The following is a 22870-nucleotide window of genomic DNA, read 5'->3' as shown; positions in this document are numbered from 1 at the left end:
CACGACATCCCATCAGCCGTTCATCTCCCGACCACGGGCAAGGGCACGGTCTGACCCTAGGACTCACCGGTCCAAGGGGTGGAAGTGCTCACTCGCCCGCGGCTACCGGACATCGAGTCTGCCTCCCAGCCGACCCGACACCTCCCATTAGGGGTTGTCAGCTGCTGCTGGCTGAGTATGCATTGGTATGCGTTGGTGAGCTTCAACGAGTGGTTTGCGGCGTGGGTGGTGGATCGTAACGGGGTGTGGATCAGGTGGCAGCGTCTGTGCGGTAAGAAGTGTGACGGTGGGGGCTGCCGGTTGCTGTCGTACCGGGTGGTTATCGTGCCGGGCGTGGAACAGCGACAGCGGCCGATCGTCGTTCAGGCGTACCGGTTCGCGTTGGACCTGACCCCGGCGCAGGAGCGGGCGGTGCTTGGTCACGCTGGCGCTGCCCGCATGGCGTACAACTGGGCGCTGGCCCGGGTGAAGGCGGTGATGGGTCAGCGGGCCGCCGAACGCACCTACGGTGTGCCGGGCGAGCAGCTCACCCCCACGATCGGTTGGTCTCTGCCGGCGTTGCGCCGGGCGTGGAACGCGGCGAAGGATGAGGTGGCGCCGTGGTGGCGGGATTACTCGAAGGAGGCCTACAACACCGGCCTGGACGCCCTCGCGAGGGGGTTGAACAACTGGGCTGACTCCCGTTCGGGTCGGCGGGCCGGCCGGCGGGTTGGTTTCCCCCGGTTCAAGTCGCGTCGCCGGTGCACGCCGTCGGTGCGGTTCACCACCGGCGCCATCCGGGTGGAGGCGGATCGTCAGCATGTGGTGTTGCCGCGGTTGGGCCGGTTGAAGTTGCACGAGTCGGCCCGGAAACTCGCCCGCCGGTTGGAGGCGGGCACCGCTCGGATCCTGTCGGCGACGGTGCGCCGTGACGGCCGGCGGTGGTATGTGTCGTTCGCCTGCGAGGTCCAGCGCGCCGAACGCACCCCCGCCCGTCCGTGTGCGACGGTCGGCGTGGACCTTGGGGTGACGCATTTGGCGGTGCTGTCCACCGGCGGTCTGGTGCCGAACCCGCGTCATCTTGATGCCGCCTTGCGGAAGCTACGCCGGCTCAGCCGTGGGCTGTCCCGCAAGACCGGCCCCGACCGGCGCACCCGCCGGGATGCCTCGAAGCGGTGGGAGCGGACGCGCGGCCAACTCAGCCGGGTCCACGGGCGGGTGGCGAACCTGCGTCGCGACGGCCTGCACAAGCTCACCACCCGCCTCGCCACCACCTACGGCACCGTTGTGGTGGAAGACCTCAACGTCGCCGGCATGCTGCGCAACCGCAGGCTGGCGCGGCGGATCGCCGACGCCGGTTTCGCCGAGATCCGCCGGCAACTGGACTACAAGACGCTGTGGTACGGCGGTCGCCTGGTGGTGGCGGACCGCTGGTATCCCTCGTCGAAGACGTGTTCGGGCTGCGGCGCGGTGAGAACCAAGCTGGCCCTGTCCGAACGCACCTACACCTGCACCACCTGTGGCCTGGTCCTGGACCGGGACGTCAACGCCGCACGGAACCTGGCCGCCCTGGCGGCCACCGTCGCCGGGAGTGGCCCGGAGACGCTAAACGGACGTGGAGCCGACCGTAAGACCCCGCCCGCGGGGCTGGTGGCTGCGAAGCGTCTACCCGGCACCGCCACAGCGGGCAAGACCGGGACCGTCCCATCGCAAGGTAGGACATCCACTCAGGTGCTTACTTCTGCATCATGAGAGGAAACGGTGGACCGACCAGAGCAGGCGGCGCCAGCGGGGGCGGGCGGCGCGCAGGGCCGCCACGTACTGCTCGGCGAGTGCCGACGCGCGGTCGGCGTGGGCCGGGGTGGCGCTACCGGGGGCGAAGGCGACCTGGTTGAGCAGGACGGCCAGCTCGTCCACGTCAGGTCCGTCCACCATGGCCGGTGCGGTGGCGACGGCCGGGCCGTACCCGGCGCATCCGGCGTGGTCGGTCTCGCCGGTCGGGTCGGCGGTGGCAGGAGCGGTCGGGGGAGCGGTCCGGTCGGCGGTCGTCGTGGCGCGGGCGTCGGCGAGAGCTCGTCGGGCGTGCCGGGCTACCTCCGTGGCGGCCAGGTCGCCGCCGACGGGCCGGCCCGCCAGGCGCAGCGCGTCGGTGACCTCCCGCCAGGCCCCGGCGATCCGCTCGCCGGGGTCACCCCGTTCGCGGCGGGCCCGCGCCTGCGCCCGGCGCATCCCGGCCAGCGTGGCCAGCGCCGCCCCGATGAGCAGCAGCAGGCCGGCGACCGCCACGGTGACCAGCACCGGCGTCGGCAGACCCCGGTCACCGGCGGGACGGTCCGCGGCGGCCACGGCCGGCGGGGTCGCCGTCGGCTCCACGGTCGGCTCGGGCACCTCCGACGGGGGCGGGTCGTCCGGCGTCGGCCGGAAGTCCTCCTCCACCGGGCGGGGCTCGGTGTCCGGCCGGGGCAGGGGGTCGAACGGCACCCAGCCGACGCCCGTGAAGAGCACCTCGGGCCAGGCGAACGCGTCGGCGGCCCGGACCGGACCGTCGCTGCGCGACTCGAAACCCACCACCACGCGGGTCGGCAGGCCGGTCAGCCGGCCCAGCACCGCGAACGCCGCCGCGAACTGCTCCGACGTGCCGCGTTGCCCGCCGCCCCCGCGCGGTCCGAAGAGGAAGAAGCTCAAGTTCGGGTACGCGTGCCCGCTCGGCGCGTCCGCCACCACCCGGTAGTGCTCGGCGAGGAACTGCTCGATCGCGGCGGCCCGCGCGTACGGGGCGCCGTTGTCCTCGGCGAGCTGGCCGGCGAGCTTGCGCAGCGGCTCCGGCGTCCCGTCGGCGACCCGCAGCACCCGCGCCACCTCCGCACCGGCCGGCACGTCGGCGGTGGCGAGCAGGTTCGCGTCCGGCCGCTCCCGCGCCGAGGTGACCGTGTACCGCAGCCCCGGGCTCAGCCCCTCGGGCCGGATCAGCGTCCTGGTCGCCGGGTCGTACGCCACCCGCGCCCCGGTGACCTCGCGCGGGGTGGCCACCGCCGGCAGCAGCCGCCCGGTCAGGTCGGCCACGGTGATCTCCTGCCGGACGGTCTCCACCGGCCCGGCTTCCGATGCCGTGGCGGGCAGGATCCGCCCCGCGTTGCGGTAGGTCGCGCCGACCCGCCAGGTCACCCCGTCGTAGTCGCTGAGCACCGCCAGCCGGATCCGGCTCTCGGTTCCCGCCGGCGCCCGCGTGGTCACGTCCAGCAGCTTCTGCTCCGGGTTGAGCGCCCAGCCGGAGATCCGGATCAGCGGGTTCTCGTCCAGCGACTCCACCCGCGGCGGCTCCACGTAGCGGCGCGGGTCCACCGGCCGGTCGTCGACCCGGGCGGCCAGCAGCGGCCCGAGCAGAGCGGCCAGCCCTACCACCACCGCGAGGCCGAGCGCGGTGCCCGCCACCAGCCGGGCCCGCACGGCCGCCCGGACCGACGGGGCCAGCCCGGCCGTCGGGTCGGCCGCCCCCGGCGGGCCCCGCCGGTCGGGCGCGGCCAGCCCCAGCGCGACCGCGCCGGCGAAGGCCAGCGACGGCCAGGTCGCCGGGTCCGCGTTCGGCCCCACCACGTAGAGCGCGCCGGCGTAGAGCAGCGTCGGCGGCAGGAAGCCGAGCAGGGTCCGGCCGGCGCGCAGCGCCACCTCCGCGCCGGTCAGCCCGGCCAGCCAGGCCGCCACCAGCGGCACCAGCACGGTGTCCGGCGTGGGCTCGACCGGGATCATCGCGGTGAGCAGCCGGGGGATGCCGTTGCGGGCCGCGTCGGCGACCATTGGCCCGAAACTGCCCGGCAGGTCGGCGTGCCGGGCGGCCAGGTGCAGCGAGAACGCCGTCCAGCCGGCCATCGCGGCCACCGACACCGGCGCCACCAGCCAGGAGGGCAGCCGCCGGGCGGCCACGCTGACCAGCACCGAGCCGACCGCCGCGCCGAGCATCAGCCGGGTCAGCAGGTCGTCCGCGTACACCCGACCGAGCACCACCCCGGCCAGCGCGGTCAGCACGACCAGCGCCACCGGCACCGGCACCGCCCGCAGCCCCCGCTGTACCGTCGCGCGCCGATCGTCGCCCGGCGGCGCCGCCGGCCCGGGTGCGGCCGGGCGCGCCTGCGTCGTCACCACCGGCGGACCCCGTCCCACTCGGCGGCGAACCCGGCGCCGTCGGCCACGTCCAGCACCACCAGGCCCGCCGCGGCGGCCGGCGTCGGCCCGTCCGCGCCGAAGACCGCCACCACCACCGACGGGTACGCCCCGCGCAGCGCGCCGACCTGCCCCAGGTCACCCCGGCCGCCCGGCCCGGTGAGGAAGACCAGCGTGTCGCCGGCCCGGTCCTGTCGCAGCCGGCTCGCCGAGGTGCGCAGCGTGTCGGCATCGCCGTCGGTCAGCTCCACGGCGGCCAGCCGGTCCAGCGGCGGCTCGCCGGCTTGGTCCTCCCCGGGCGCCACCAGCAGCAGCGCCACCGGCAGGTCCTCCCGGACGGCGGCGGTGACCACCGAGGCGGCGGCCTCGCAGGCGGCCTCGAAGGACTCGGCCACCCCGTCCACGCGCTGCGGGTGGGCGCCGGACCGGTTGTCCAGCAGCACCACGATCCGGGGCAGGCTGGTGTCCACGTTCTCCCGCACCATCAGCTCGCCGACCCGGGCGCTGGTGCGCCAGTGCACCCGGCGCAGCTCGTCGCCGACGACGTACTCGCGCAGCGAGTCGAAGGTGATCGATCCGTGCGGCACGCTGTCCGACCGGCCGTCGGGGCTGCGCCCCGCGCCGGTGGGCACCGCGGTCAGCGGGTGGATCCGCGGGTGCACCCAGACCGGCACCGGCTGACCGTACGAGCGGGAGAGCGCCACCAGCCCCAGTGGGTCGCGCCGGGTCACCCGCAGCGGGCCGACCGGCACCACGCCCCGGCGTCGGGTCGGCACCTCGTACCGGACGGTGGTGTCCCGCCCGGGACGCAGCCGCAGCACCGGCACGGGCACGGTCGCCGCGCCGCACCGGTCCTCGGCCAGCAGGTTCGCCGCCCGCAGCCGCCCGGCGTTGCGGACCGTGACCGTCATGTGGGCCGGCTCGCCCCGGGCCACCCGGTCCGGTTCGGCGCTGCGGGAGACCTCCAGGCGGGGCCGCCAGGCGGCGGTCGCCACGGCGTAGCCGACCGCCACCGCGGCCGCCGCGCCGAGCAGCGCCAATTCCGGGTACGCGAAGCGGAAGCCGACGGCGAGCAGCAGCACGACGGCGACGAGCAGCCCGACGCCGCGGGCGGTGATCCCCATCGGCGTACGCCCGTCAGCTGTGTGCCGGGGCCGGCTGGCCCGACGGCAGCGGCACCGGCACCGACGCGATCGCCTGGTGCAGCACCTCGGTGGGGGTCACCCCGCGCACCTGCGCGTCCGGGGTGAGCAGCAGCCGGTGCGCGAAGACCGGCTCGGCGAGGGTCTTCAGGTCCTCCGGCATGATCCAGCCCCGGCCGTCGATCAGCGCGTACGTGCACGCCGCGCGGGTCAACGCGATCACGCCTCGGGGGCTGACCCCGACCCGTACCTGCGGATGGTTGCGGGTCGCGGCGGCCAGCCGGACCGCGTACGCGTAGAGCGGTTCGGCGATGTGCACCCGCCGGGCCATCCGGACCATCTCCCCGACGGTGGCGGTGTCGGTGACCGCGCTGAGCGAGTCGGGGGAGCGGACCGTCGCGCCGCGCAGCACCTCCACCTCGACCGCCTCGTCCGGGTAGCCCACGGAAAGCTTCACCAGGAAGCGGTCCAGCTGCGCCTCCGGCAGCCGGTAGGTGCCGTCCATCTCGACCGGGTTCTGCGTGGCCACCACCAGGAAGGGTTGCGGCACCGGATGCCGGACGCCGTCCACGGTGACGGTGCGCTCCTCCATCACCTCCAGCAGCGCCGACTGGGTCTTCGGCGAGGCCCGGTTGATCTCGTCGGCGATGACGATGTTGGCGAAGACCGGCCCCGGGTGGAACTCGAAGCCCCGGGTGGCCTGGTTGAAGATGGTCACCCCGGAGACGTCCGAGGGGAGCAGGTCCGGGGTGAACTGGATGCGGCGCCACTCACCCTTGACCGTCGCGGCGATCGCCCGGGCCAGGGTGGTCTTGCCGACGCCGGGTACGTCCTCCAGGAGGACGTGCCCCTGCGCGAACAGCGCGGTCAGCGCCAGCCGTACCACCTGCGGTTTGCCCAGCACGACCGCGTTGACGTTCTCCGCCAGCCGGGCGGCGAGGGCGGCGAAGCCCTGCACCTCCGGGTGGGTGAGCGGTTCCTGGGTGCTGTTCACGGTGGTGGTGCTCCTCGACTGGCTGGTGCGGCGTCAGCAGGTGGGCAGGACGTTGATGTTGTCGCCGCCCTCCAGGTTGAGCCACGCCCACGGGATGTAGTTGCGCCCGGAGTACTCGACCTGCACCCACCAGGTGCTCTGCTTCTGGCTGTTGTAGATCCAGGAGTCGACGTTGTCGCCGGACTTCTTGCAGTACGCCTTCAGCCGCGTCCCCGGCCTGGCCCAGCCGACCTGCTTGCTGTTGTCCTGCCGGGTCACCGAGAAGACCTCGTTGCCGTTGCGGCCGTCGACCTCTGCGTTGCAGTAGGTGCGCTGGTCGCCGTCCGGCCCGTTGTTGCAGGTCGCGATGCCGTACAGCGGGTCGGTGGTCTGCGCCCGGGTCGCGGTGCCCCTGCCGGCGGCGTTGCTCGCCGTGACCGTGAACGTGTACGCCGTCCCCGGCGTCAGGCCGGGCATCGTGATGCTGGAACAGGGGCCGGACCTCGCCGCCTCACCGGCGGTGCTGAGCGTGCAGGAGGCCTGCCCACCGCCCGCGTCGACCGTGAAGCTGACGGTCGCCGCGGTGGCGGTCGCCGACGAGCCGGTCACCGTCACCCGGGGCGCCGCGACCGTGCGCGCGGTGGTGCTGGCCTCCGGGCCGGGGCCGGCCTCGTTGACCGCCTTCACCTTCACCGTCACGCTCTGCCCGTCGTCCAACCCGGGCACCGTGGTCTGCGTGTCGGTCACCTCGCTGACCCGGCCCCCGACGTCGACCAGGTACTTCGTCACCGGGCGGCCGTTGTCCCGCGCCGGCGACCACTGCACGGCGACGGTGCCCCGCTGGTCGGCGACCGTGGTCGCCCGCAGCCCAGCAGGCTGCCCTGGCGGGGCGAACGGCACCACCGTGTTGCTCACCGGCGAGGCCGCCGAGCCGGCGCCCTTGTCGTTGACGGACACCACGGTGAAGGCGTACTGGGTGCCGTACTCCAGCTCACCGGCCGGCACCACCAGCTCGGTCTTCGCCGACTCGCCGGCCGGGGCGTTCGTGCCGGCCGAGGTCGCGGTCACCGCGTACTTCGCGATGGTGTTGCCCTGCCCGTTGGCGGCCGGCCACTTCACCAGCACCGTGCCGTCCGGCCGGGCCTCGGCGGTCACGCCGGTCGGCGGGTCCGGCACCGCCGCCGTCGGCGTCACCGGATTGCTCCGCCGGGCCGGGCCGGCGCCCTTGCCGTTCACCGCGTGCACCGCGAACGTGTACGCCTCGCCGTTGGTCAGGCCGGTGATCTCCACCGCCCGCTGGTTGGCGCCCACCTCGTGCTTCTGGCCGCCGCCCTCCACCACGTACCTGGTGATCTCGGCGCCGTTCGCGGCCGCCGGCTTCCAGCTCACCCGGGCCCGCGCGTTGCCGGCGGACGCGGTGACGCCGCGCGGCGCGCTCGGCTTGCCCACCTTCGGCTTTTTCGGCGGAGGCGGCGGCGGGGGAACCGGCGGCGGGTCGCCGCCGAGCACGTCGTTGGCGTACTTGTTGACCTCGCGCACCTGGTGCTTGTCGTCGACCACCCGGGCCGTCGACGAGTCGGGCGCGTTGATGAACAGGTGGTTCTCCCGCACGTCCAGCTCCAGCGGGCCGGTCATCCCCTTGCCCCGAATGGTGTCGACCAGCTTGCCGGCGCCGTCGAACGCGTAGACCGTCCCACTGGCCTCGTCGGCGCAGTAGAACCGGCCGGCCCAGGCCACCGCCGCGTTGAGCCGGTCACCGCTGCCCGGCACGGTGAACTGGCGTACCTCGCTGCCGTCGGCCACCACGTGCACCCGCCGCTCGCCGCCCACCGTGACCGGCACGGCCGGGCCGCTGGTCCGGGCCGGCAGCGTGCCCGCGGACGACATGGCCAGCGGGGTGCGCACCGTCTCGCCGGCGCGGACGGTGACCAGCGACGCCGAGGTGCGATCGAGCACCGCCACCCCGTCGTCCAGCGTGGACACCACCAGCTCGTGGCTCGGCTCCGCGACCGTGTACGTCTCGACCTGCTTCGGGCTGAGGCCGCCGCCATCGGCGGGGGCGGAGGGCAGCTCCGCCGGGGTGACCGCCGAGACGGTGCCCTCGCTGGGGATCGCGATCCAGAGCCGGCCCTTGCCGTCGAACGCGCCGCCGGTGATGCCCGGCGGGTAGCGCACCGGCTCGCCGACCGGGGTGAGCGAGCGCGGGTCCAGTTGCCGGACAATGCCCTGCACGGCGTCGACGACGAACGCCGCGTCCTCGTGCAGCACGACGTTGACCCCGAGGCCGGGCGTGGTTCGGGTGGTCGCGGTGATCTGGAGGGTGGCCAGGTCCAGCGAGCTGACCTGGCCGGTGTTCAGGTCGCGCAGGATGAGCAGTCGGTCGGTCTGGGTGACCTGCATCGGGTGCCGCCGGGCGCCGGGGACCTCCATCCGGGTGTCGACCCGCGCGGTGATGCCGTTGACCCGGGCCATCTCGCTGCGCGCCGCGCTCCACAACCAGCTGCTGGCGTCGTAGTTGGCCACCGCGTTGTCGGCGGCGCCCAGCCCGAGCACCGTCAGCCCCATCGCCGCCAGCAGAGCGCCCACCGTGCCGATGGTGACCAGCCCGCCGCGCATCCGGGAGCGGCGTGGCGGTGCGGCGGTGTCGGTCACGGTGCTCGCGACGTCGTCGATGGTGGCCACGTCCGGCTGCCTCCCCGTCTGGCTGTCCAGGTGGCGCGCCATGTCCCCGGCGACCCTCCCCTGAGCCGTGGGACATCATATGCGCCGCGCCGGCACCGGGGAACCCGCTGGGTCCCCCTGTGGACACCCAGCGTGTGCGCCGTGGACGGTCGGTCAGCCCGCCGGCGTCCGCCGCTCCCGGTCCGTGCAGACCTGACCCGACGTGGCGAACGCGTCCGTGGAGTACACCGCCAGCACCGTGAAGCAGTAGTCCACCGTGGAGCTGAGCCCGTTCACGGTGTAGCTCGTCTGTCCCGGGTCAACGGTGGCCATCACCCCGAGCGCCTTACCGGCGCGCCCGCCGGCGACCATGAACGGCACCCCGCCACCCGCCGGGTCGGACCAGGTGATCGTGACGCTCGTCCCGTCGTCGCGCAGCTTCAGCGCGGTGGGCGGCGCGCCGGTCGCCTTCGCCGCCCCCGGCGTGCCTCTGGTCGGCGCCGGCGGCGCGCCGGGCTCGTCGCGGTCCAGCGCCACCGCGCCGACCACCCCCGCGACCCCCAGGACCACGACGCCCGCAACGACGGCCAGCACCACGCGACCCCGCCCGCGCCGCGCCGGCGGCGCCTCGACCGGGTACGCCGCCGGCGGCTGGTACACCGGGCTGACCGGCGGATACGTCGCCTCCTGGCGCGGCTGCTCGACCGGGCCGGCGTCCTCCGCCACCACCCGCGGCGGCATGTCGTACGCGACCAGCGGCTCGTCGACGAGTTCCAGCGGCCCGTCGGTGTCGGTCTGGGTGCTGGCGTCGTCGTCCTCGGTCGGCTCGTCGCGGACCGGGGAGGTGGTCAGCGGCTGCGGCGGCGCCACGCTGCTCCACGGGGGCGCGGTCAGTCCCCACGGTGGGGCGCTGACGGGCGGGGTGCTCACCGGCGTGGCGCTCACCGGGTGGTGGGGTGCCGGCGGAGTGCTGGCCACGGGCGGCATTTGCGGACGGTGTACCTGGTGGGCCGGCGGGGTGCTGACGGGGTGGTGGTTCGGTGCCGGCGGGTTGCTGACCGGGTAGGCGGTCGCCGGCGGAGTGCTGACGGGGTGGCTTGGTGCTGATGGCGTGCTGACCGGGTAGGAGGGTGCGGGCGGGGCGCTGGCCACGGGGGGCGCGCTGCGGTGGTGGAGCGACTGGGCGACCGCATGGTGCGGGGTCGGCGGGGGGTTCACCGGGTTGGCCGGGGTGCTGGGGGCGGGGGCCGCACTGACGGGGTGGGTCAGCGGGGCGACCGGACGGTGCGGTGGTTGCGGGGCGCTGATCGGGTGCGTGGGCGCCGCGACCGGCGGCGCGCTGATCGGCGGTGCGGGCGGCGCGCTGATCGGCGGCGCGGTTTGCGCGCTGACCGGTGGGGTGGCGTTGAACGGTGGCGTGCTGACCGGCGGGATGGGGGCCGCGCTGACCGGGTGGGCGAAGGCTGGTGGTGCGCTGACGACAGGCGGTCCGGGTACCGATCGGTCGGTCGTGGGCGGTGGGGGCACCGGGGGCGCGCTCACCGGTGGGGCGCTGACGGGCTGGGATGCCCCGGCGTGCGGCGGCGCGCTGACCGGGCCGGTAGTGACCGGGCCTGCGCTGACCGGTGGGGCGCTGACGGGCGGCGTGCTGACCGGGGCGTTCGTCGGTCGGGTCGTCGCCTGCGGCGTCGCCGCCTGGCGCTGGGCCTCCTCGCGCAGGAGCGGATCTATCTGCTGGACCTGGATGGTCGGCCGGTCCCAGCCGTGCGCCTTCGGGACCGCCGGCCGCGGGACCTCCGTGGCGGGCGGCTCGGTCGATCTCTCGGGCGGCCTGACCGGCGAAGCATGCGACGCGTTGGCGCCGGTAGTCACCGGACTCGGCGTACCTGCGGTGGTCACCGGACTCGGCGTGGTGCCTCCGGTGGTCACCGGCGTACCCGTGGTCGGCCAGTGGTCCGGCGGAGGCGGAAGTTGCGTCGGCGCCGCGTCGGTCGGCGGCGCCGGGAGGGTCGGATTCCGGCTCGCCACCTGGGGCGCCGGTGGGACGACCGTGGGCGCGGTCACCGGACCGGGCGGCACCTGTGCCCGCGGAGGAACCGGGGGTGGTGGCACCGCCGTCCGGGTCGGCGCGGGCTGCGGAGCCGGCGGCGTCGCGGCGGCGGGTCCGGACCACGCATCCGCCGGCCCGGTCGCCTGGTGCGGCGTGGTCGAGGGCACGGCCGGGGCCCGCAGGTGCGGCGGCGCCCACGGTGACGTGGCGGGGGCGGCGGCGTCGACGTGCGCGGGTGGCCCGGGTCGGGGCGGAGTGGGAGCGGGTACCACGGGCGGCTGCGGGGTCGGCCGGGCGGGCGGATGCGGCGCGGGCGGGGCCGACCGGGGCACCGGCACCTGGGGCGCCGGCGGCACGGAGAACTGCCGGTGCGGCGCGTGCGGAAGCTGCGAGGCCGCGACGGGCGGCGGTGGCGCGGGTGGTGCCGGCGCGGGCGGCACCTGGCGTGCGGGCGGGGCCTGCGGTGGTGCGGAGACCTGTTGAGCGAGGGGCGGCGCCTGGGGCGCCGGCGGCACGGCTCGCTGCGGGGGAACTGGGGCCGTGGGTTGCTGCCGCACCGGCGGTACGACCGGCCTCTGCTGTGGCATGCCGGTCGTGGGTGCGGAGAACGCGCCGCCCGTGCTCGGCGCGGTGCTCGGCGGTCCAGCCTGCCCAACGGCGGGCGGCCCGGAGTGCCGGAGCGGAACCGGCCCGGGCTGCGGAGCCGGCCCGGGCTGCGGGGCGACGGGCGGGGGCATCGCCGGTGCCGCGCCGCCGAGGTACTGCCGGGCCGCCCGTACCGCGGGGTGGTGCTCACCGAGCACGGCGGGTCCGGCGGTGGCCACCCGGGTGTAGTTGCGGCGGGCCTCGTGGCGGTTGCCGAGCTCCTCGGCCACCGACCCCAGATCGAAGGAGATGGCCAGCATCAGCGGCTCGGCGCCGGTCCACCGGCGCTCGCCCGCGGCGTACGCCTCCTCCAGCACCCGCCGGGCGGCTGTCGGGTCGTCGGCCTCGCGGTGCATCCGCGCCAGCAGGTGTGCGGTGCCCAGCACCTCCGGGTGGTCCTCGCCGTACGCCGGCCGGACCGAGGCGATCGTGTCGGCCAGCAGCCGCCGGGCGGCGGGCAGATCACCGGCGGAACGGAGGGCGAGCGCCCGCTGCTGAGCGCCGACGAGGGGGGAGGGTTGTGACACGTGAGCAATGCTGCCGGTAGACGGTGCCCGGACGCTACCCGCCCCGACGGCACGCCCCGCCGGTGCTGTCCGCTTCGTGCCTCTGACCTGGGCAGATGTCGCGACGTTGCACCGGGCCGGCGGCGATGTGCATGATCCATCTCGGCCGTGTACAGTAATGCCCCGTGCGGCCCACCAGGGGCGGCTGACCGGCGGGAGAGCCGGCGACGCCGACAGGGTAGGCTGGACGAGTAGGTCCGGGTGGCGGAATGGCAGACGCGCTAGCTTGAGGTGCTAGTGCCCGTATAGGGCGTGGGGGTTCAAGTCCCCCCTCGGACACAAACCATTGCCCCACGGTGCGCGCTGAGATCAGCTTCAGCGCGCACCGTTTGCGTTTCAGGCCGGTAGGTGAGCCGGAGTCCGAGTTGCCGGTAGGCCTCGGCCTTGTCGGCGGGGTCTGCGTCGCGGAGCACGGTGACGATGTCGCCGAGCGCTTGTACGAGGTTGGTGCTCTCTGTTCGGCTCATCCGCTGTGAGCTCTTGTTCGGTGTGGCGTGGAGATCGGCTTCGGCACGGGTCCGCTCCGCCTGGGTTTGGGCGATCCAGCCGATAACCACCGCCGGGTCGGCTCCGGCGCCGAGGGCTGCTCGGTAGCGCTCAAGCTTGGCGTCGCAGTCGGCGATGGCCGCCCGGGCTGCGGTGCCGAGGGTGGGTAGATCATCAGTGGCCTGGGCGTTAGCCATAGCGCTGATCGTTCGTTCGATGCGGTCCGGCGCGAAGGCGGAGGCCAGCCAGGTGTCGAGCGGGTCGGTGAGGGCGTCCTCCCGCAGGTAGACGTTGCGGGGGTGCTCGACCTGGTTGACGAGGGCGTATTCCTGTGGGAAGCGGCAGCGGTAGTACGCGTCGCCGTGGTTGTACTGGCCCTGCATTCTGCGTTCGCAGGCGGCGCAGTAGATCAGGCCGTGAGGCCGTGCATGCCCTCGTCGTCGTCGCGGCCCTGCACCCCCGCCGCCTCGAGCGCCGCCACGCCGGTGCCCCGGGTGACGAGGATCGGCTGCGGGACCAGGCTCTTCGCCATCGCCGCGTCCAGCGCGGCGACCTGGTCCCGGTCGTCGTCGCTGGTGGCCACCCGCGCAGCGCCCGGCTGATCGACGGGTCCTTGATGTACGTGCGGGCGGCGTCGATCTCGTCGCGGCTCAGCCCGTCGGGCGCCTGCATGTTCCGCTCGGCCCACACTGCCCCGTCGGCGCTGCCGTCCCAGCGGCGTACCCCGTGCCGGAGTCCGGCCGGCTCGCCGGCTCGGTGTGCCAGCTCCCCGTGGGGCGTCTGTGCCAACGCGGCCTGGGCGTCGCCGGCGAGGTGCGGCAGGGTCGCCCGCACGGCGCCCGCCGGGTCCGGGGAGCCGACGATCCCGGCCAGGTAGGTGACCGCAAGCTCCTCGGCCTTGGCCCGCTCCGCCGCAGCGTCGAACCAGTCCGCGCCGGCCGCCCACTCCGCCCGCTCGTCGGGGGTGCCGTCGCCGGCGGCGAGCCGCCCCCGCAGCCCGGCCGGGGTAACCCCGGAGTCCGGGTCGAGCAGCTGCCGCACCGTGGCCGTGTCGGGCGGGTCGACCGGCGGGGACGGTGGCAGCCCGGACGACTCGACGTCCCGCGCGGCCACCATCGACACCCAGCCGGCCCGGGTGCGGACCTGCAGCTGCCCGCCGCCGGGGGTGGCCATCACCTCGCCGACGGTCTCACCGACGCCAGGAGTCCACGCCCGCACCCACGTGCCGACCTCGATGAACCGGCCGCGGCTGTCTCGGGGTGTTCGGCCTCCTGCCAGTCTTTGCGGAGGGCCCAGCGGGCGAGCAGCGCGGTCATGGCACGGATGGTCCCGTCGGTCAGCTGCTTACGTCCCGCTGGTGGATTACGTGCGCAGGTAGTCCACACTGAGCCGGCTACACGCTGTCAGGAGGCAGTGATGAGGGGTCAGAGAAGCTCGAAGCCAGAGAGCCAGCGCCGAGTACATATCCGCGCGCGCAAGCTGGATGGGGAGCAAACCCGAGACCTTCGGGTGTCACGTTTCGTTGCCGGGCTGGCGCTGCTCCTGGCCGTGGCCGGACTCCTGGCCGACGCCTTCGACTTCGTGCGCACGGCTGCAAGACCCGCCCCGACCCCCACGGCTGCCCCCCAGGCCGGGCGGTCGCCGTCGGAGCAGTTTCAGTACCAGGCGACCGTGCAGGACGGCCGTCGGGACTTGTTCGAGGGCGAGCTCCACGTCACGACCGACCGGACAGTGGATGTCACCGAGTGGTTCGCCGTCAGGGTCCTCATTTGCGGGCCCGCTAACAGCGACGACCTCTGCCTGTACCCGACGGAACTGGCTAGCGCGGGCGCGGTACCGCGGCGCCCGTCGACCAGCATAACGGTGCCGATCGGCGGCCGCGTTGGAGTCATCCTGACTGCTCCCTACTCGGAGATTGAAATCAGGGATGACCTGAACCCCGAGGGCTCTGCCCAGCCGCTCACCGATCCCGGCGACGCCGCCACCTGGTGGTGGAGCGTCCGCGCCAGCAAGCCCGGCACGTACGAGCTGAAAGGCGCGGTGTTCGTCCTTGCCGCAGACACGGACCGGGAGCTGGTCACCCGAGAGAGCTTCACCATCAGGCTCACGGTGGAGCGGACCTCGAAGTACGTCGCCAAGCAGCTCTGGACTGTGACCCTGGACGTCACGAAGTGGTCAGTGCCTCAGATCATCGCCGTCCTCACCGCGCTCCTCGGCGCAGGCGCGTTCGCAGCATGGATTCGCCGCCGCCTCCGCTGATCGACTACTCGTCTTCGGCGGGCACCGCCACTACCTGCGGGCGGCTCCAGCGGCGCTGCGCGCGCTCCTCCGCGGTCTCGTTGGCCATGTCCTGCCAGATCCCGTCAATCGCCGCGAGCTTCTCCTCGTCCGTCCCCGAAATCTCGTGCCGGAAGACGTACACGTTGTGCTCGTTGCTCCAGACGACGAGGCCGTTGTCCTCCAGCTCCACGAAGTGGCGGACGAAGTCGGGCATCTTCATCTTCGTCTCGTAGGCGACCAACGCCAGGCAAGCCCAGGATCCGGCTTTCTTGCCCGGATTGGCGACCTGGTAGGGCCAGCGCTCGATCACCTCGAGGGCACCGTCGCTGATCCCGCTGTCGACCATGTTCTGCCACGTGCGGGCGGGCGAGTCGGTCAGGCGACCCTTCTCGATGGTCAGCTTCGGCGCCAGGGGCATGATGTTGGCCAGTACATCCACCGGCGCGACCGGCAGCTTCACCTTGAAGTCCGGCGGGTACAGGTCATCCCGCTGCGCGCGCCGCTGGGCGGCGATCCGGCTTTTGTCCGGCCCGGCCTTCCGCTTGGTCTTCTTGCCCATCCCGCCCCTCCTGGTTGACGTCTGGCACCCTACCGGCGGTCGTGCACCGGGCTGGGGAAGTCGCGCGGCGTCGGCCTTCGTGCCGGACGACGGTACGGGCGCTGAGCCCCAGGACCCGGGCCGCGTCGACATGGCTACGGCGGCTCACCCTGACGACGTGGTCGATCGCCGCGCTGCGCTCGGCCACGCCCAGCGGCCGGCCAGGGCTCTCCTCGCGTACGGCCCGGTCGACGACGACCTCGTCGACGTCGACGGTGGAGCGCCACGGCTCGTCGACGATGGGCCGCCACCCGACCTTCCGTGCTGCCTGCCGGGCCTTCGTCGCCGCCCGGCCAACGGGCGCCGGGTAGGTCAGCAGCTCGTCATACAAGTCCTCCACCTGACGGGCGAGGGACCGGCCGATCCGCCGTCTGTGGCCGTGGGCGACGGCGGCGAGGGTCATCCGCCGCCGGTCCAGCCGGCGCGCCAGGTAGGTGACCCACCAGCCGGTCGCCAGCAGCTGCCGGAGCAACTCGGCGGTGGGCTCCGCGTCGACCAGGCTGGGCTCCCACCGGCCGGCGGCGATCGCCCGGAGCGTCACGGCGAAGCAGGACCCACCGTACGTGAAGGACGCCGGCCCATGGGGTCCCGTAGATGCCAGACCCTTCTGCTCTGGGGCAGGAGACGAGGATGTGGTCCTCAGAGAAAGGGCATCCGGGCGTCGGGCTGCGTCGATGTCAACACCGGTTGAACCCGCCCGGTCATGTTCGCCGCCGTTGCTGTCACGGCTGCTGTCGGCACCGCCCGCCCCTCGGGCTGCGTGGTGAGTGTCGGGGTAGTTACACAGCGCCGTGAAACATTGATCGCCGCGATCCTCGTCTCTACGCTGCCCGGAGTGTCAGCCACGATCAACGGGGGATCATGAGCGGCTTCTACGTAGACCCTGACGGCTTGAACGGCTTGTACAACCTGCTCCACCGAGCGTCCGGAGACGCCGCCGACACTCTCGGCTACATGCGCCGCCACTGCGACCTGACCTTCGACCAAGAGGGCTTGCTCTTCATGCTCGCCGGCCCGCATCATGCGGCCTACCGCCGGATGACCGAAGGGTTGGAACGGCTCAAGAGCCTTACCGGGAGTGCCGCGACGCAGGTCAACCTGGCGCAACGCGAGTACGCCACCTCCGACGCCTCTGCGGCAGCTCGTCTAGACCAAAGCTACCCGGGTGCCCGTGACTCGTCGAGCCTTCGCGGCACCCTGGCCGGCCCCACCCGGTCGGACCTGTGGCCTACCGCCCCACGCTCACCGTTCGCCGACGTGGCCGACCCCTCAACGCGGCTGGTGCCGCCCAACTACGCCACCGGCATCGAGATGTTTCAGATCAACCCGCTCGCGGACCTGGTGAGCCCTGCGGCGTGGCTGCGTCAGGTCAGCGTGTGGCTGTTCGGGGAAGACCCGTTCGAAGGCTGGGGCAAAGCCTTCAGCGGCGACTGGGACTCCTACGTCCACTGCGCGGCAGCATGGCGCATCATCGGCAACGCCATGGACGATCTCAGCCGCAACCTCATCACCGGAGCCGCGGACGTCCCTGACGTGTGGCGGGGCAACGCGGCAGAGGGCGAGCAGGAATACCAACTCTCCCTCGGCACCGCGGCCCGCGCCCTGCACCCGGTCTGCGACCAGTACGCCGACCTGTACACCCGGGCAGCCGAAGCGGCCAAGCAGCTCTACTCCGTGGTCACCGGCCTGATCAGCAAGCTCATCGACGTGCTCATCATCATCAACGCCGCCTCAGCGGTCGGCACCGCCACGATCGAAACCGGCGTCGGCCCGGTCCTCGGCTACGGTGTCGCCGCCTACTACGCCTGGCAGGCCTACGACCTGTACAACGAGATCTCCACCTTCTACGGCAACGCCGAAGCCACCTTTAAGGGCATCGCCGGCTCGATCGAGATGGTCAAGGCTGGCATGGAAGTCGCCTCGCTGCCCGACCTGAAGCCCTACCAGCACCCCGCACACCTGGGACCACGATGACCGACGACATCACCCGCGAACCCCTCGCCCGCGCCGTCCTGACCACCCTCGCCCGCACCCGAGGCCCCAACGATCCCCTCGGTTCACTGGCCCGCACCGTGCTCGGCGGGGACATGGACCTTCGCACCGCCGCGTCCGTATCCTGGCACGGCACCGCGCTGCACGCCTCGTTCACCGAGGCGCTAGACCACCGCGACGCACTCTCCGCCGACCAGCGGGCCGAGTTCGAGCGACAGGCCCAGCGACTGCGCGAGGCCGGCGACCAGGCCGTGCTCGACCCCAACGGCGCGACGGACGACAACCACCACCAGGAGGGCCGGCAAGCATGAGCGCATGGACGCGCTGGAAGATCGCCATCCCGCTGATCGGCCTCAGCCTGCTACTCCTCGTCCCCGCCGTCTTCGGCGCCTGGGCCTGGTGGTCAGAGAACGGACCCGCCTACCGCACCCTGACCGTAGTCATCTGCCTGGTCGTCGCGGCCTGCCTCGGCGTCTCGGTCTCCATCGGCGTCAAGCCCACCCGAGACGTCCCTTGGCTCCGCATCGGACTCGTCGCCGCCGGCATCCTGGCCACCTGCGGCCTCGCCGTCGCCCGCAACTCCGTCTGAACCACCTCAGATTAGCCATACCCACTTGCTCACGGAGGGTGTGCGGGGCGGTCGGTTCGCCGACGTCGATGCCGCCGGGGTCGGGGGCAGCGGGGTGGCGGGCGCCCGCGTCGCAGTAGAGGGGCCAAGTACCCCTGTCCGGCGTCCACACCGGCACGGTTTCTGCGCGACGAGAGGATGTGCCAGCCGGTCAGTTGCCGCTGGTCTCGCGGCCCGAGGTTGGGGAGCAGGTTGGGAGCAACCGGGTGCACTGAACGGCGTCAAACAGCGCCCAACGGCACCGAACGGCACTCAACTGCACCCACCCCGACCTGCAGGTTTCCATTTCCGCAGGCCAGAGTCGGTGCGGCGTCCTGCTTCACACGGAGTGCTCAGCCGAATTGAGCAGCAGTCGACGGCACTCTATGTAGCCTGGCAGGGGAGTATCCGCAGGTCGGGCCGGTAAGGGGCCGGTGGGTGGCCTGGCCTTGCAGGTGGGTGCAGATTGGGTGCAGCACGGCGAAGTGGTCACCGCGTCCGAAGTGCTCAACGGCGCCAGGCAGGGCACAGCGTTCTGAGCTGCGGTGATGTGGGCGGACGGGTCGGTGTGACCTCCCAGAGAAGACCGTAGTGGTCAGGCTTCACTGCTACTCGCCTGGCTGGTGCCGGCTGTCGTCCTGGGGCCGCTGACGTCACTCAAGAAGATCTTGCTGCATCGACGTATGACTCTGGGCGCTCCCGTACTGGCGCCGGCATAGATCCCGACAAATGAGACTCGAATCTCACCGGCAACGCTCTGAACAGGGCTTCCTGCGCGGTGAGCTCTTCGGCGTGCCCGAAGGCGTCTACCTTCTCGGGTTATCGCTGGTCAGCCAGCGATGTCCTCAACTGCCGATGTGCGCGCACCTGACCTTGCTTCAAGGCGCTTCTCCGATGTCAGGCGATCGCGCGGGTGCGGCCGCCCCGCACGGCCACCAGCGTCGGGCACGACGCGAACCACACCAAGGTTCTCCACCGAGACCACTGGGCGAGCCGGCCGATCCGCCCACCTGCCCCCGTCCCGACTCGGAGCCAGACAGCGCTTCCGCAGGTGTGCACGCCGAGTAATCGAGCCCTTGTGGACTGACATCGTGGCCGCTCCTCCTGACGGCGCCCGATTAGAGTTCACGCCACATCAGGCGCGACCTGCCGATTCTCGGTGTCGCTGCCACTTCCCAGTCTTGCAACTAGCCCATCGTGAACCCGGTCAACGTGCCGTCCACGTGGCGTGGCAAGCAGACGAGTGACCAGGTCCACTCACCGCCATGGGATCGACGACGGAGCATGTGCTACGGTAGCCGAGTTGCAGTTTTGATTTCCGTAGACGTTTTCCGGCGCCTGATGGGGCATCTGAAACCCATCCAGGCGCTTTTCGTTTTTCGTGTCGTTTCGACGCGGGTGATCAACGCGGCGGCGTAAGGGTCCGCACAGTGCGGTCTCTAACAGCCTGCGAAGGAGCAGACATGACTACAGGTACCGTGAAGTGGTTCAACGCCGACAAGGGCTTCGGCTTCATCAGCCCGGACGACGGCGGCGCCGACGTCTTCGCCCACTTCTCCGCGATCTCGGCGAGCGGCTTCCGCAGCCTCGACGAGAATCAGAAGGTGGAGTTCGACATCACCCAAGGCCAGAAGGGCCCGCAGGCGGAGAACATCCGCCCGCTTTGATCCACACTCTGCGAACGGCGGCCCGACTGGTTCAGCGGGCCGCCGTTCGGCGTTTCATGCGCTCACCACGGCATCGCGAAAATCGTCTGATCGGCAGAAGGCCGGCCATCTCGGTGTGGAGCCAGCTCGGCATTGCCCCCGTGTTCTCTTCTCTGGATCGATTCGGACCTCGGGCGCTAGTCTGCCCAGGCCGACTGTCAGCTCGCCCAAGGCGCGCCGCTGGCTCATGAACCAGACAGACACAGACGTCGACCCTTATCGCTAACGAGCCGAATTCCGCATCGCCGCCGCCCTGACGGTCGAGGCACGTACGGTCGCGGTCCAGGTGGAGCACACCATGGTCGGACTCGACGCCTCGCCTCCTGATGACTGTCAGACAGCCGGGACCCGGGGTGCACGGCGTTACATCCTGAAGGGTTGATGACTATGACGACGACCTACTCGGGTCCTGCGAGGCTGATCCTGGTCGACGGCGCATGCATATCCGGCATGGCTTCCCTCAGGACCAACCAGCGCGGAGGACTCAACGGCTGGGGCGGCACGTTCCGTCCGGACGAGATCACGACAGACCTTCGCAACGCAGTCGAAGGGCTGCAATTGGAACTGCCCTACGATCGGATGGGGACAGTCGCCGTCACCGGCATACGCAAGCTACTCGCCACGCAGGTGTTGATGTCGTTGGCAGGCCGCGGACCCGCACCATTCTGATCGTGCGCCGCACGGCCGCCGCTACATCGCCGCCGCGACGCGGTCACTGTGCTCTGGCGCAGCGACGAGGGCAGGACCGTGTTGATCGGTAGACTCTGCCAGGAACCGTTAACTCTCATGCCGCTGTTCGTGCGCGCAGGTGCCGCTGCGGCCGTCCCAATCACGCTGGCCTCGCCCTCCTGTCTTGGCGAGTGGAGACTGCCGCGGTGGAGCTTCGGCATGCTCATGCTGCTCAGACGGCTCGGTCTAGGATCTTCCGCGTGAAGGCGGTGTTCGACTGGGGCGGGTTCGAGCAGGTCCTCACCGATGCACTCGTGCGAACCGTCCAGACGGTAATCGCCGAGCGGCCGAATCAGCACTTCTATGCCGCGGCGTGGGGCGAAATCTATCGCGAGACTGACGGTGTGATCACGCTGCCAATCCTCGGGATGAACTCGCTCGAGGCGGTGCAAAAATGGCCGGCCGAGCGTCGTGCAGACCTCGGAAGGAATGTGGCGGACTGGGAAGAGTCCGACCTCGACTGGCTGCCGGAGAAGGACGACCGGCGCTGGCAGCAGGAGCTGACCGCGTTCGCGCGTCGTGGCAGCACCCGGCAGTGGGAACAGACCTTCCGCCGGTATCTGGCCGCCTTGGTGACGGCGTGCCGGCAGGCCCGCCGGCGGCTGGGCGATGCGGGTACCGTCGACCGCGATTTCCTGGTGCTGGTGCTCGACCACGAGTGCGGGGAGGCGCTGCTGCGCCGCGTGCTGCGCGAACGGGAACTGCACCGGCACTTCCCCGAACTCGACCGGCGACGCGCAGAGATGGCTCGGATCGCGGCGCTACCACAGGCCGAGCAGGCGCGCTACTACGTGTCCCTGCTTGGCGACTATGACGGTCTCATCAGCGCTGAGGAAGCGGCTCAGGCGCTGATCCCGCTAGGCCGTCCGGCCGCCGCGGAGTTGATACCACTACTGGGCAGGGCCGAGCGGGCGTGGAAGGCCGCCAAACTTCTCGCCGACCTCGGCCTGCCCGACGAAGAGGTGATCGGTGCACTGACCGCCGCACTCAACCGGCTTGACGGACCAGACCAGCTGTGGACGGCTCGGGCACTAGCCCGGCTCGGCCGGCTGGATCTGGTACTCGACCACGCAGACCGACTTCCCCAAGAAGCGGTGGTCACAGCTGTCGCCGCCCCTTACACGAGCTTCCGTGATCAGGGGCGGACCCCGCTCGCCTTGAACTACCGTCCCCTCGAAGACGTGCTCACGAGCCGGCCAGAGTATGCAACAGCCCTGGCCGAGGAATTGAAACCAGGCACCCCGCCGTGCCGCATCAACACCGACGAGGTCGACGAAGCCCTTCGCGGCCTGCAGTCAGAACACGTCCTCGTCCGCCGACACGCCGTGGACGTCCTCGGCGAGCGCCAACTCGGCCGTGCAGTCGGCCGACGGATATTGCCCGCGCTCAGCAACGCGATGGTGCACGATCCGGATCCGACCGTGCGTCGGCTGGCGGTTCTGTCCCTGCGGTGGTGGCAACGCGACGCCCACCCCTACGTGGACGTCGTCCGGTCAGTACTGGACGACACCGTCGGCGAGGTGCGCGCCGCTGCCGCTGATTGGATCCGCGAACGCGATGACCTTCTCGAGACCGCACGTGACATCAGCCGCTGACGCACCTTCGCCGCTGGCCGCGAATCAACAAGGTCAGGTGTGCGCATCTGCCGCTGACAAAGCGCGGGGTCCGCGAGCGCGCTCGTCACCGTCCGTTCCCACTGTCGTCGGGTCGCTCGCCTCGTACCCGCGGGGCGGACCTGCGTTAGGCAGACTGTCCCGGCTGACCGCATGAGGCGGGAATCGGGGGAGCAGGTTGGGAGCAGCCGGGTGCACTGAACGGCGTTGAACTGCACTCAACGGCACCGAATGGCGCCCAACGGCGTACGCCGCGACCTGCGGTCTTGCGTTTTCGCAGGTCAGAGCGGGCGGAGCGTCCTGCTTCACACGGAGTGCTCAGCCGAATTGAGCAGCAGTCGACGGCACTCTATGTAGCCTGGCAGGGGAGTATCCGCAGGTCGGGCCGGTAAGGGGCCGGTGGGTGGCCTGGCCTTGCAGGTGGGTGCAGATTGGGTGCAGCACGGCGAAGTGGTCACCGCGCCCGAAGTGCTCAACGGCGCCAGGCAGGGCACAGCGTTCTGAGCTGCGGTGATGTGGGCGGACGGGTCGGTGTGACCTCCCAGAGAAAACCGAAGTGGTCAGACATCCCAGGAGCTTGGATGTCAAGCAGCGGCGGGTTGGGTTCGGTGTGACCAGGCGGTTGCCTGGTCGTAGAGAGTGGTGGTCTTGAGGCAGCCGTGGAGGATGCCGACGAGGCGGTTGC

Annotated in this window: 18 protein-coding genes, 1 tRNA gene and 1 pseudogene; 10 read left to right on the top strand and 10 right to left on the bottom strand. The window is 71.9% G+C overall.

Annotated features, from left to right (window positions below):
• Positions 1 to 78 precede the first annotated feature (78 nt).
• Positions 79 to 1731, top strand: coding sequence for an IS607 family element RNA-guided endonuclease TnpB (tnpB, locus tag KBX37_RS26150; protein WP_307849204.1), 1653 nt, complete (start codon positions 79 to 81; stop codon positions 1729 to 1731).
• Here tnpB and KBX37_RS26145 read toward each other — a convergent pair.
• The 5 genes from KBX37_RS26145 to KBX37_RS36080 form a co-directional block, all read right to left on the bottom strand.
• Positions 1726 to 4137, bottom strand: coding sequence for a DUF3488 and transglutaminase-like domain-containing protein (locus KBX37_RS26145; protein WP_374103901.1), 2412 nt, complete (start codon positions 4135 to 4137; stop codon positions 1726 to 1728). The genes tnpB and KBX37_RS26145 overlap by 6 nt on opposite strands.
• Positions 4113 to 5261 carry a DUF58 domain-containing protein gene (locus KBX37_RS26140; RefSeq protein WP_210778543.1) on the bottom strand — a complete coding sequence of 383 codons (1149 nt, stop codon included), beginning with the start codon at positions 5259 to 5261 and terminating at the stop codon, positions 4113 to 4115. The genes KBX37_RS26145 and KBX37_RS26140 overlap by 25 nt, the downstream gene beginning before the upstream one ends.
• Positions 5262 to 5274: 13 nt before the next feature.
• On the bottom strand, positions 5275 to 6273 hold the full coding sequence (locus KBX37_RS26135; RefSeq protein WP_210778542.1) for a MoxR family ATPase: 999 nt from the start codon (positions 6271 to 6273) through the stop codon (positions 5275 to 5277).
• A 33-nt stretch (positions 6274 to 6306) separates the two neighbouring features.
• On the bottom strand, positions 6307 to 8868 hold the full coding sequence (locus KBX37_RS26130) for a fibronectin type III domain-containing protein (RefSeq protein WP_247658912.1): 2562 nt from the start codon (positions 8866 to 8868) through the stop codon (positions 6307 to 6309).
• 219 nt (positions 8869 to 9087) lie between these two features.
• Positions 9088 to 9900, bottom strand: coding sequence for a hypothetical protein (locus tag KBX37_RS36080; RefSeq protein ID WP_374103903.1), 813 nt, complete (start codon positions 9898 to 9900; stop codon positions 9088 to 9090).
• Positions 9901 to 10228: 328 nt separating this feature from the next.
• Between KBX37_RS36080 and KBX37_RS26120 the strand changes: the two genes are divergently transcribed.
• Positions 10229 to 11446 carry a hypothetical protein gene (locus KBX37_RS26120; protein ID WP_210778547.1) on the top strand — a complete coding sequence of 406 codons (1218 nt, stop codon included), beginning with the start codon at positions 10229 to 10231 and terminating at the stop codon, positions 11444 to 11446.
• 515 nt (positions 11447 to 11961) lie between these two features.
• Here KBX37_RS26120 and KBX37_RS36075 read toward each other — a convergent pair.
• Positions 11962 to 12135, bottom strand: a pseudogene (locus tag KBX37_RS36075) (hypothetical protein); the annotation flags it as partial.
• A gap of 234 nt (positions 12136 to 12369) precedes the next feature.
• On the opposite strand from KBX37_RS36075, the gene KBX37_RS26110 reads away from it, so the two are divergent.
• Positions 12370 to 12453: transfer RNA gene (locus KBX37_RS26110), tRNA-Leu, on the top strand.
• On the opposite strand, the gene KBX37_RS26105 is transcribed toward KBX37_RS26110, so the two are convergent.
• Both KBX37_RS26105 and KBX37_RS26100 read right to left on the bottom strand, forming a co-directional pair.
• Complete coding sequence (locus KBX37_RS26105) at positions 12435 to 13043, bottom strand: hypothetical protein (protein WP_210778540.1); 609 nt, start codon at positions 13041 to 13043, stop codon at positions 12435 to 12437. The two genes, KBX37_RS26110 and KBX37_RS26105, sit on opposite strands and share 19 nt — an antisense overlap.
• 26 nt (positions 13044 to 13069) lie before the next feature.
• Complete coding sequence (locus KBX37_RS26100) at positions 13070 to 13243, bottom strand: hypothetical protein (RefSeq protein WP_210778539.1); 174 nt, start codon at positions 13241 to 13243, stop codon at positions 13070 to 13072.
• 833 nt (positions 13244 to 14076) lie between these two features.
• On the opposite strand from KBX37_RS26100, the gene KBX37_RS26095 reads away from it, so the two are divergent.
• Positions 14077 to 14919, top strand: a complete 843-nt coding sequence (locus tag KBX37_RS26095) for a hypothetical protein (protein ID WP_210778538.1) — start codon at positions 14077 to 14079, stop codon at positions 14917 to 14919.
• 4 nt (positions 14920 to 14923) lie between these two features.
• On the opposite strand, the gene KBX37_RS26090 is transcribed toward KBX37_RS26095, so the two are convergent.
• Both KBX37_RS26090 and KBX37_RS26085 read right to left on the bottom strand, forming a co-directional pair.
• On the bottom strand, positions 14924 to 15499 hold the full coding sequence (locus tag KBX37_RS26090) for a hypothetical protein (RefSeq protein ID WP_210778537.1): 576 nt from the start codon (positions 15497 to 15499) through the stop codon (positions 14924 to 14926).
• Positions 15423 to 16079 (bottom strand): hypothetical protein, encoded by a 657-nt coding sequence (locus tag KBX37_RS26085; RefSeq protein ID WP_210778536.1) that lies wholly within the window; start codon positions 16077 to 16079, stop codon positions 15423 to 15425. Before KBX37_RS26085 ends, KBX37_RS26090 begins: the two co-directional genes overlap by 77 nt.
• Positions 16080 to 16399: 320 nt before the next feature.
• Here KBX37_RS26085 and KBX37_RS26080 point away from each other — a divergent pair, with 320 nt between their 5' ends.
• The 6 genes from KBX37_RS26080 (at position 16400) to KBX37_RS26055 (ending at position 22167) form a co-directional block, all read left to right on the top strand.
• The gene (locus KBX37_RS26080) at positions 16400 to 17512 is read left to right on the top strand and encodes a hypothetical protein (RefSeq protein ID WP_210778535.1); all 1113 of its coding nucleotides are present in this window, start codon (positions 16400 to 16402) and stop codon (positions 17510 to 17512) included.
• Positions 17509 to 17841, top strand: a complete 333-nt coding sequence (locus KBX37_RS26075) for a hypothetical protein (protein WP_210778534.1) — start codon at positions 17509 to 17511, stop codon at positions 17839 to 17841. The genes KBX37_RS26080 and KBX37_RS26075 overlap by 4 nt, the downstream gene beginning before the upstream one ends.
• Positions 17838 to 18119 (top strand): hypothetical protein, encoded by a 282-nt coding sequence (locus KBX37_RS26070; RefSeq protein ID WP_210778533.1) that lies wholly within the window; start codon positions 17838 to 17840, stop codon positions 18117 to 18119. Before KBX37_RS26075 ends, KBX37_RS26070 begins: the two co-directional genes overlap by 4 nt.
• Positions 18120 to 19600: 1481 nt before the next feature.
• Positions 19601 to 19804, top strand: coding sequence for a cold-shock protein (locus KBX37_RS26065; RefSeq protein WP_013283833.1), 204 nt, complete (start codon positions 19601 to 19603; stop codon positions 19802 to 19804).
• 426 nt (positions 19805 to 20230) lie between these two features.
• Positions 20231 to 20512: a hypothetical protein gene (locus KBX37_RS26060; RefSeq protein WP_247658910.1), complete on the top strand. Its 282-nt coding sequence runs from the start codon at positions 20231 to 20233 to the stop codon at positions 20510 to 20512.
• Between the two features lie 260 nt (positions 20513 to 20772).
• Positions 20773 to 22167: a DUF4303 domain-containing protein gene (locus KBX37_RS26055; RefSeq protein WP_210778531.1), complete on the top strand. Its 1395-nt coding sequence runs from the start codon at positions 20773 to 20775 to the stop codon at positions 22165 to 22167.
• Positions 22168 to 22870: the final 703 nt, after the last annotated feature.

This window comes from Micromonospora sp. U56, assembly GCF_018070095.1.
In the GTDB taxonomy this organism is placed as follows: domain Bacteria; phylum Actinomycetota; class Actinomycetes; order Mycobacteriales; family Micromonosporaceae; genus Micromonospora; species Micromonospora purpureochromogenes.
Note: the sequence above shows the minus strand (reverse complement) of the source record. Positions and strands in the feature narration are given on the sequence as shown.

Bases quoted from the DNA above. Each gene is read 5' to 3' on its own strand.
- KBX37_RS26140 (WP_210778543.1), bottom strand. From the start codon at position 5,261: ATGGGGATCACCGCCCGCGGCGTCGGGCTGCTCGTCGCCGTCGTGCTG.
- KBX37_RS26130 (WP_247658912.1), bottom strand. From the start codon at position 8,868: ATGCGCGGCGGGCTGGTCACCATCGGCACGGTGGGCGCTCTGCTGGCG.
- KBX37_RS36080 (WP_374103903.1), bottom strand. From the start codon at position 9,900: ATGCCGCCCGTGGCCAGCACTCCGCCGGCACCCCACCACCCGGTGAGC.
- KBX37_RS26105 (WP_210778540.1), bottom strand. From the start codon at position 13,043: ATGCAGGGCCAGTACAACCACGGCGACGCGTACTACCGCTGCCGCTTC.
- KBX37_RS26095 (WP_210778538.1), top strand. From the start codon at position 14,077: ATGAGGGGTCAGAGAAGCTCGAAGCCAGAGAGCCAGCGCCGAGTACAT.
- KBX37_RS26090 (WP_210778537.1), bottom strand. From the start codon at position 15,499: ATGGGCAAGAAGACCAAGCGGAAGGCCGGGCCGGACAAAAGCCGGATC.
- KBX37_RS26080 (WP_210778535.1), top strand. From the start codon at position 16,400: ATGAGCGGCTTCTACGTAGACCCTGACGGCTTGAACGGCTTGTACAAC.
- KBX37_RS26075 (WP_210778534.1), top strand. From the start codon at position 17,509: ATGACCGACGACATCACCCGCGAACCCCTCGCCCGCGCCGTCCTGACC.
- KBX37_RS26070 (WP_210778533.1), top strand. From the start codon at position 17,838: ATGAGCGCATGGACGCGCTGGAAGATCGCCATCCCGCTGATCGGCCTC.
- KBX37_RS26065 (WP_013283833.1), top strand. From the start codon at position 19,601: ATGACTACAGGTACCGTGAAGTGGTTCAACGCCGACAAGGGCTTCGGC.
- KBX37_RS26060 (WP_247658910.1), top strand. From the start codon at position 20,231: ATGACGACGACCTACTCGGGTCCTGCGAGGCTGATCCTGGTCGACGGC.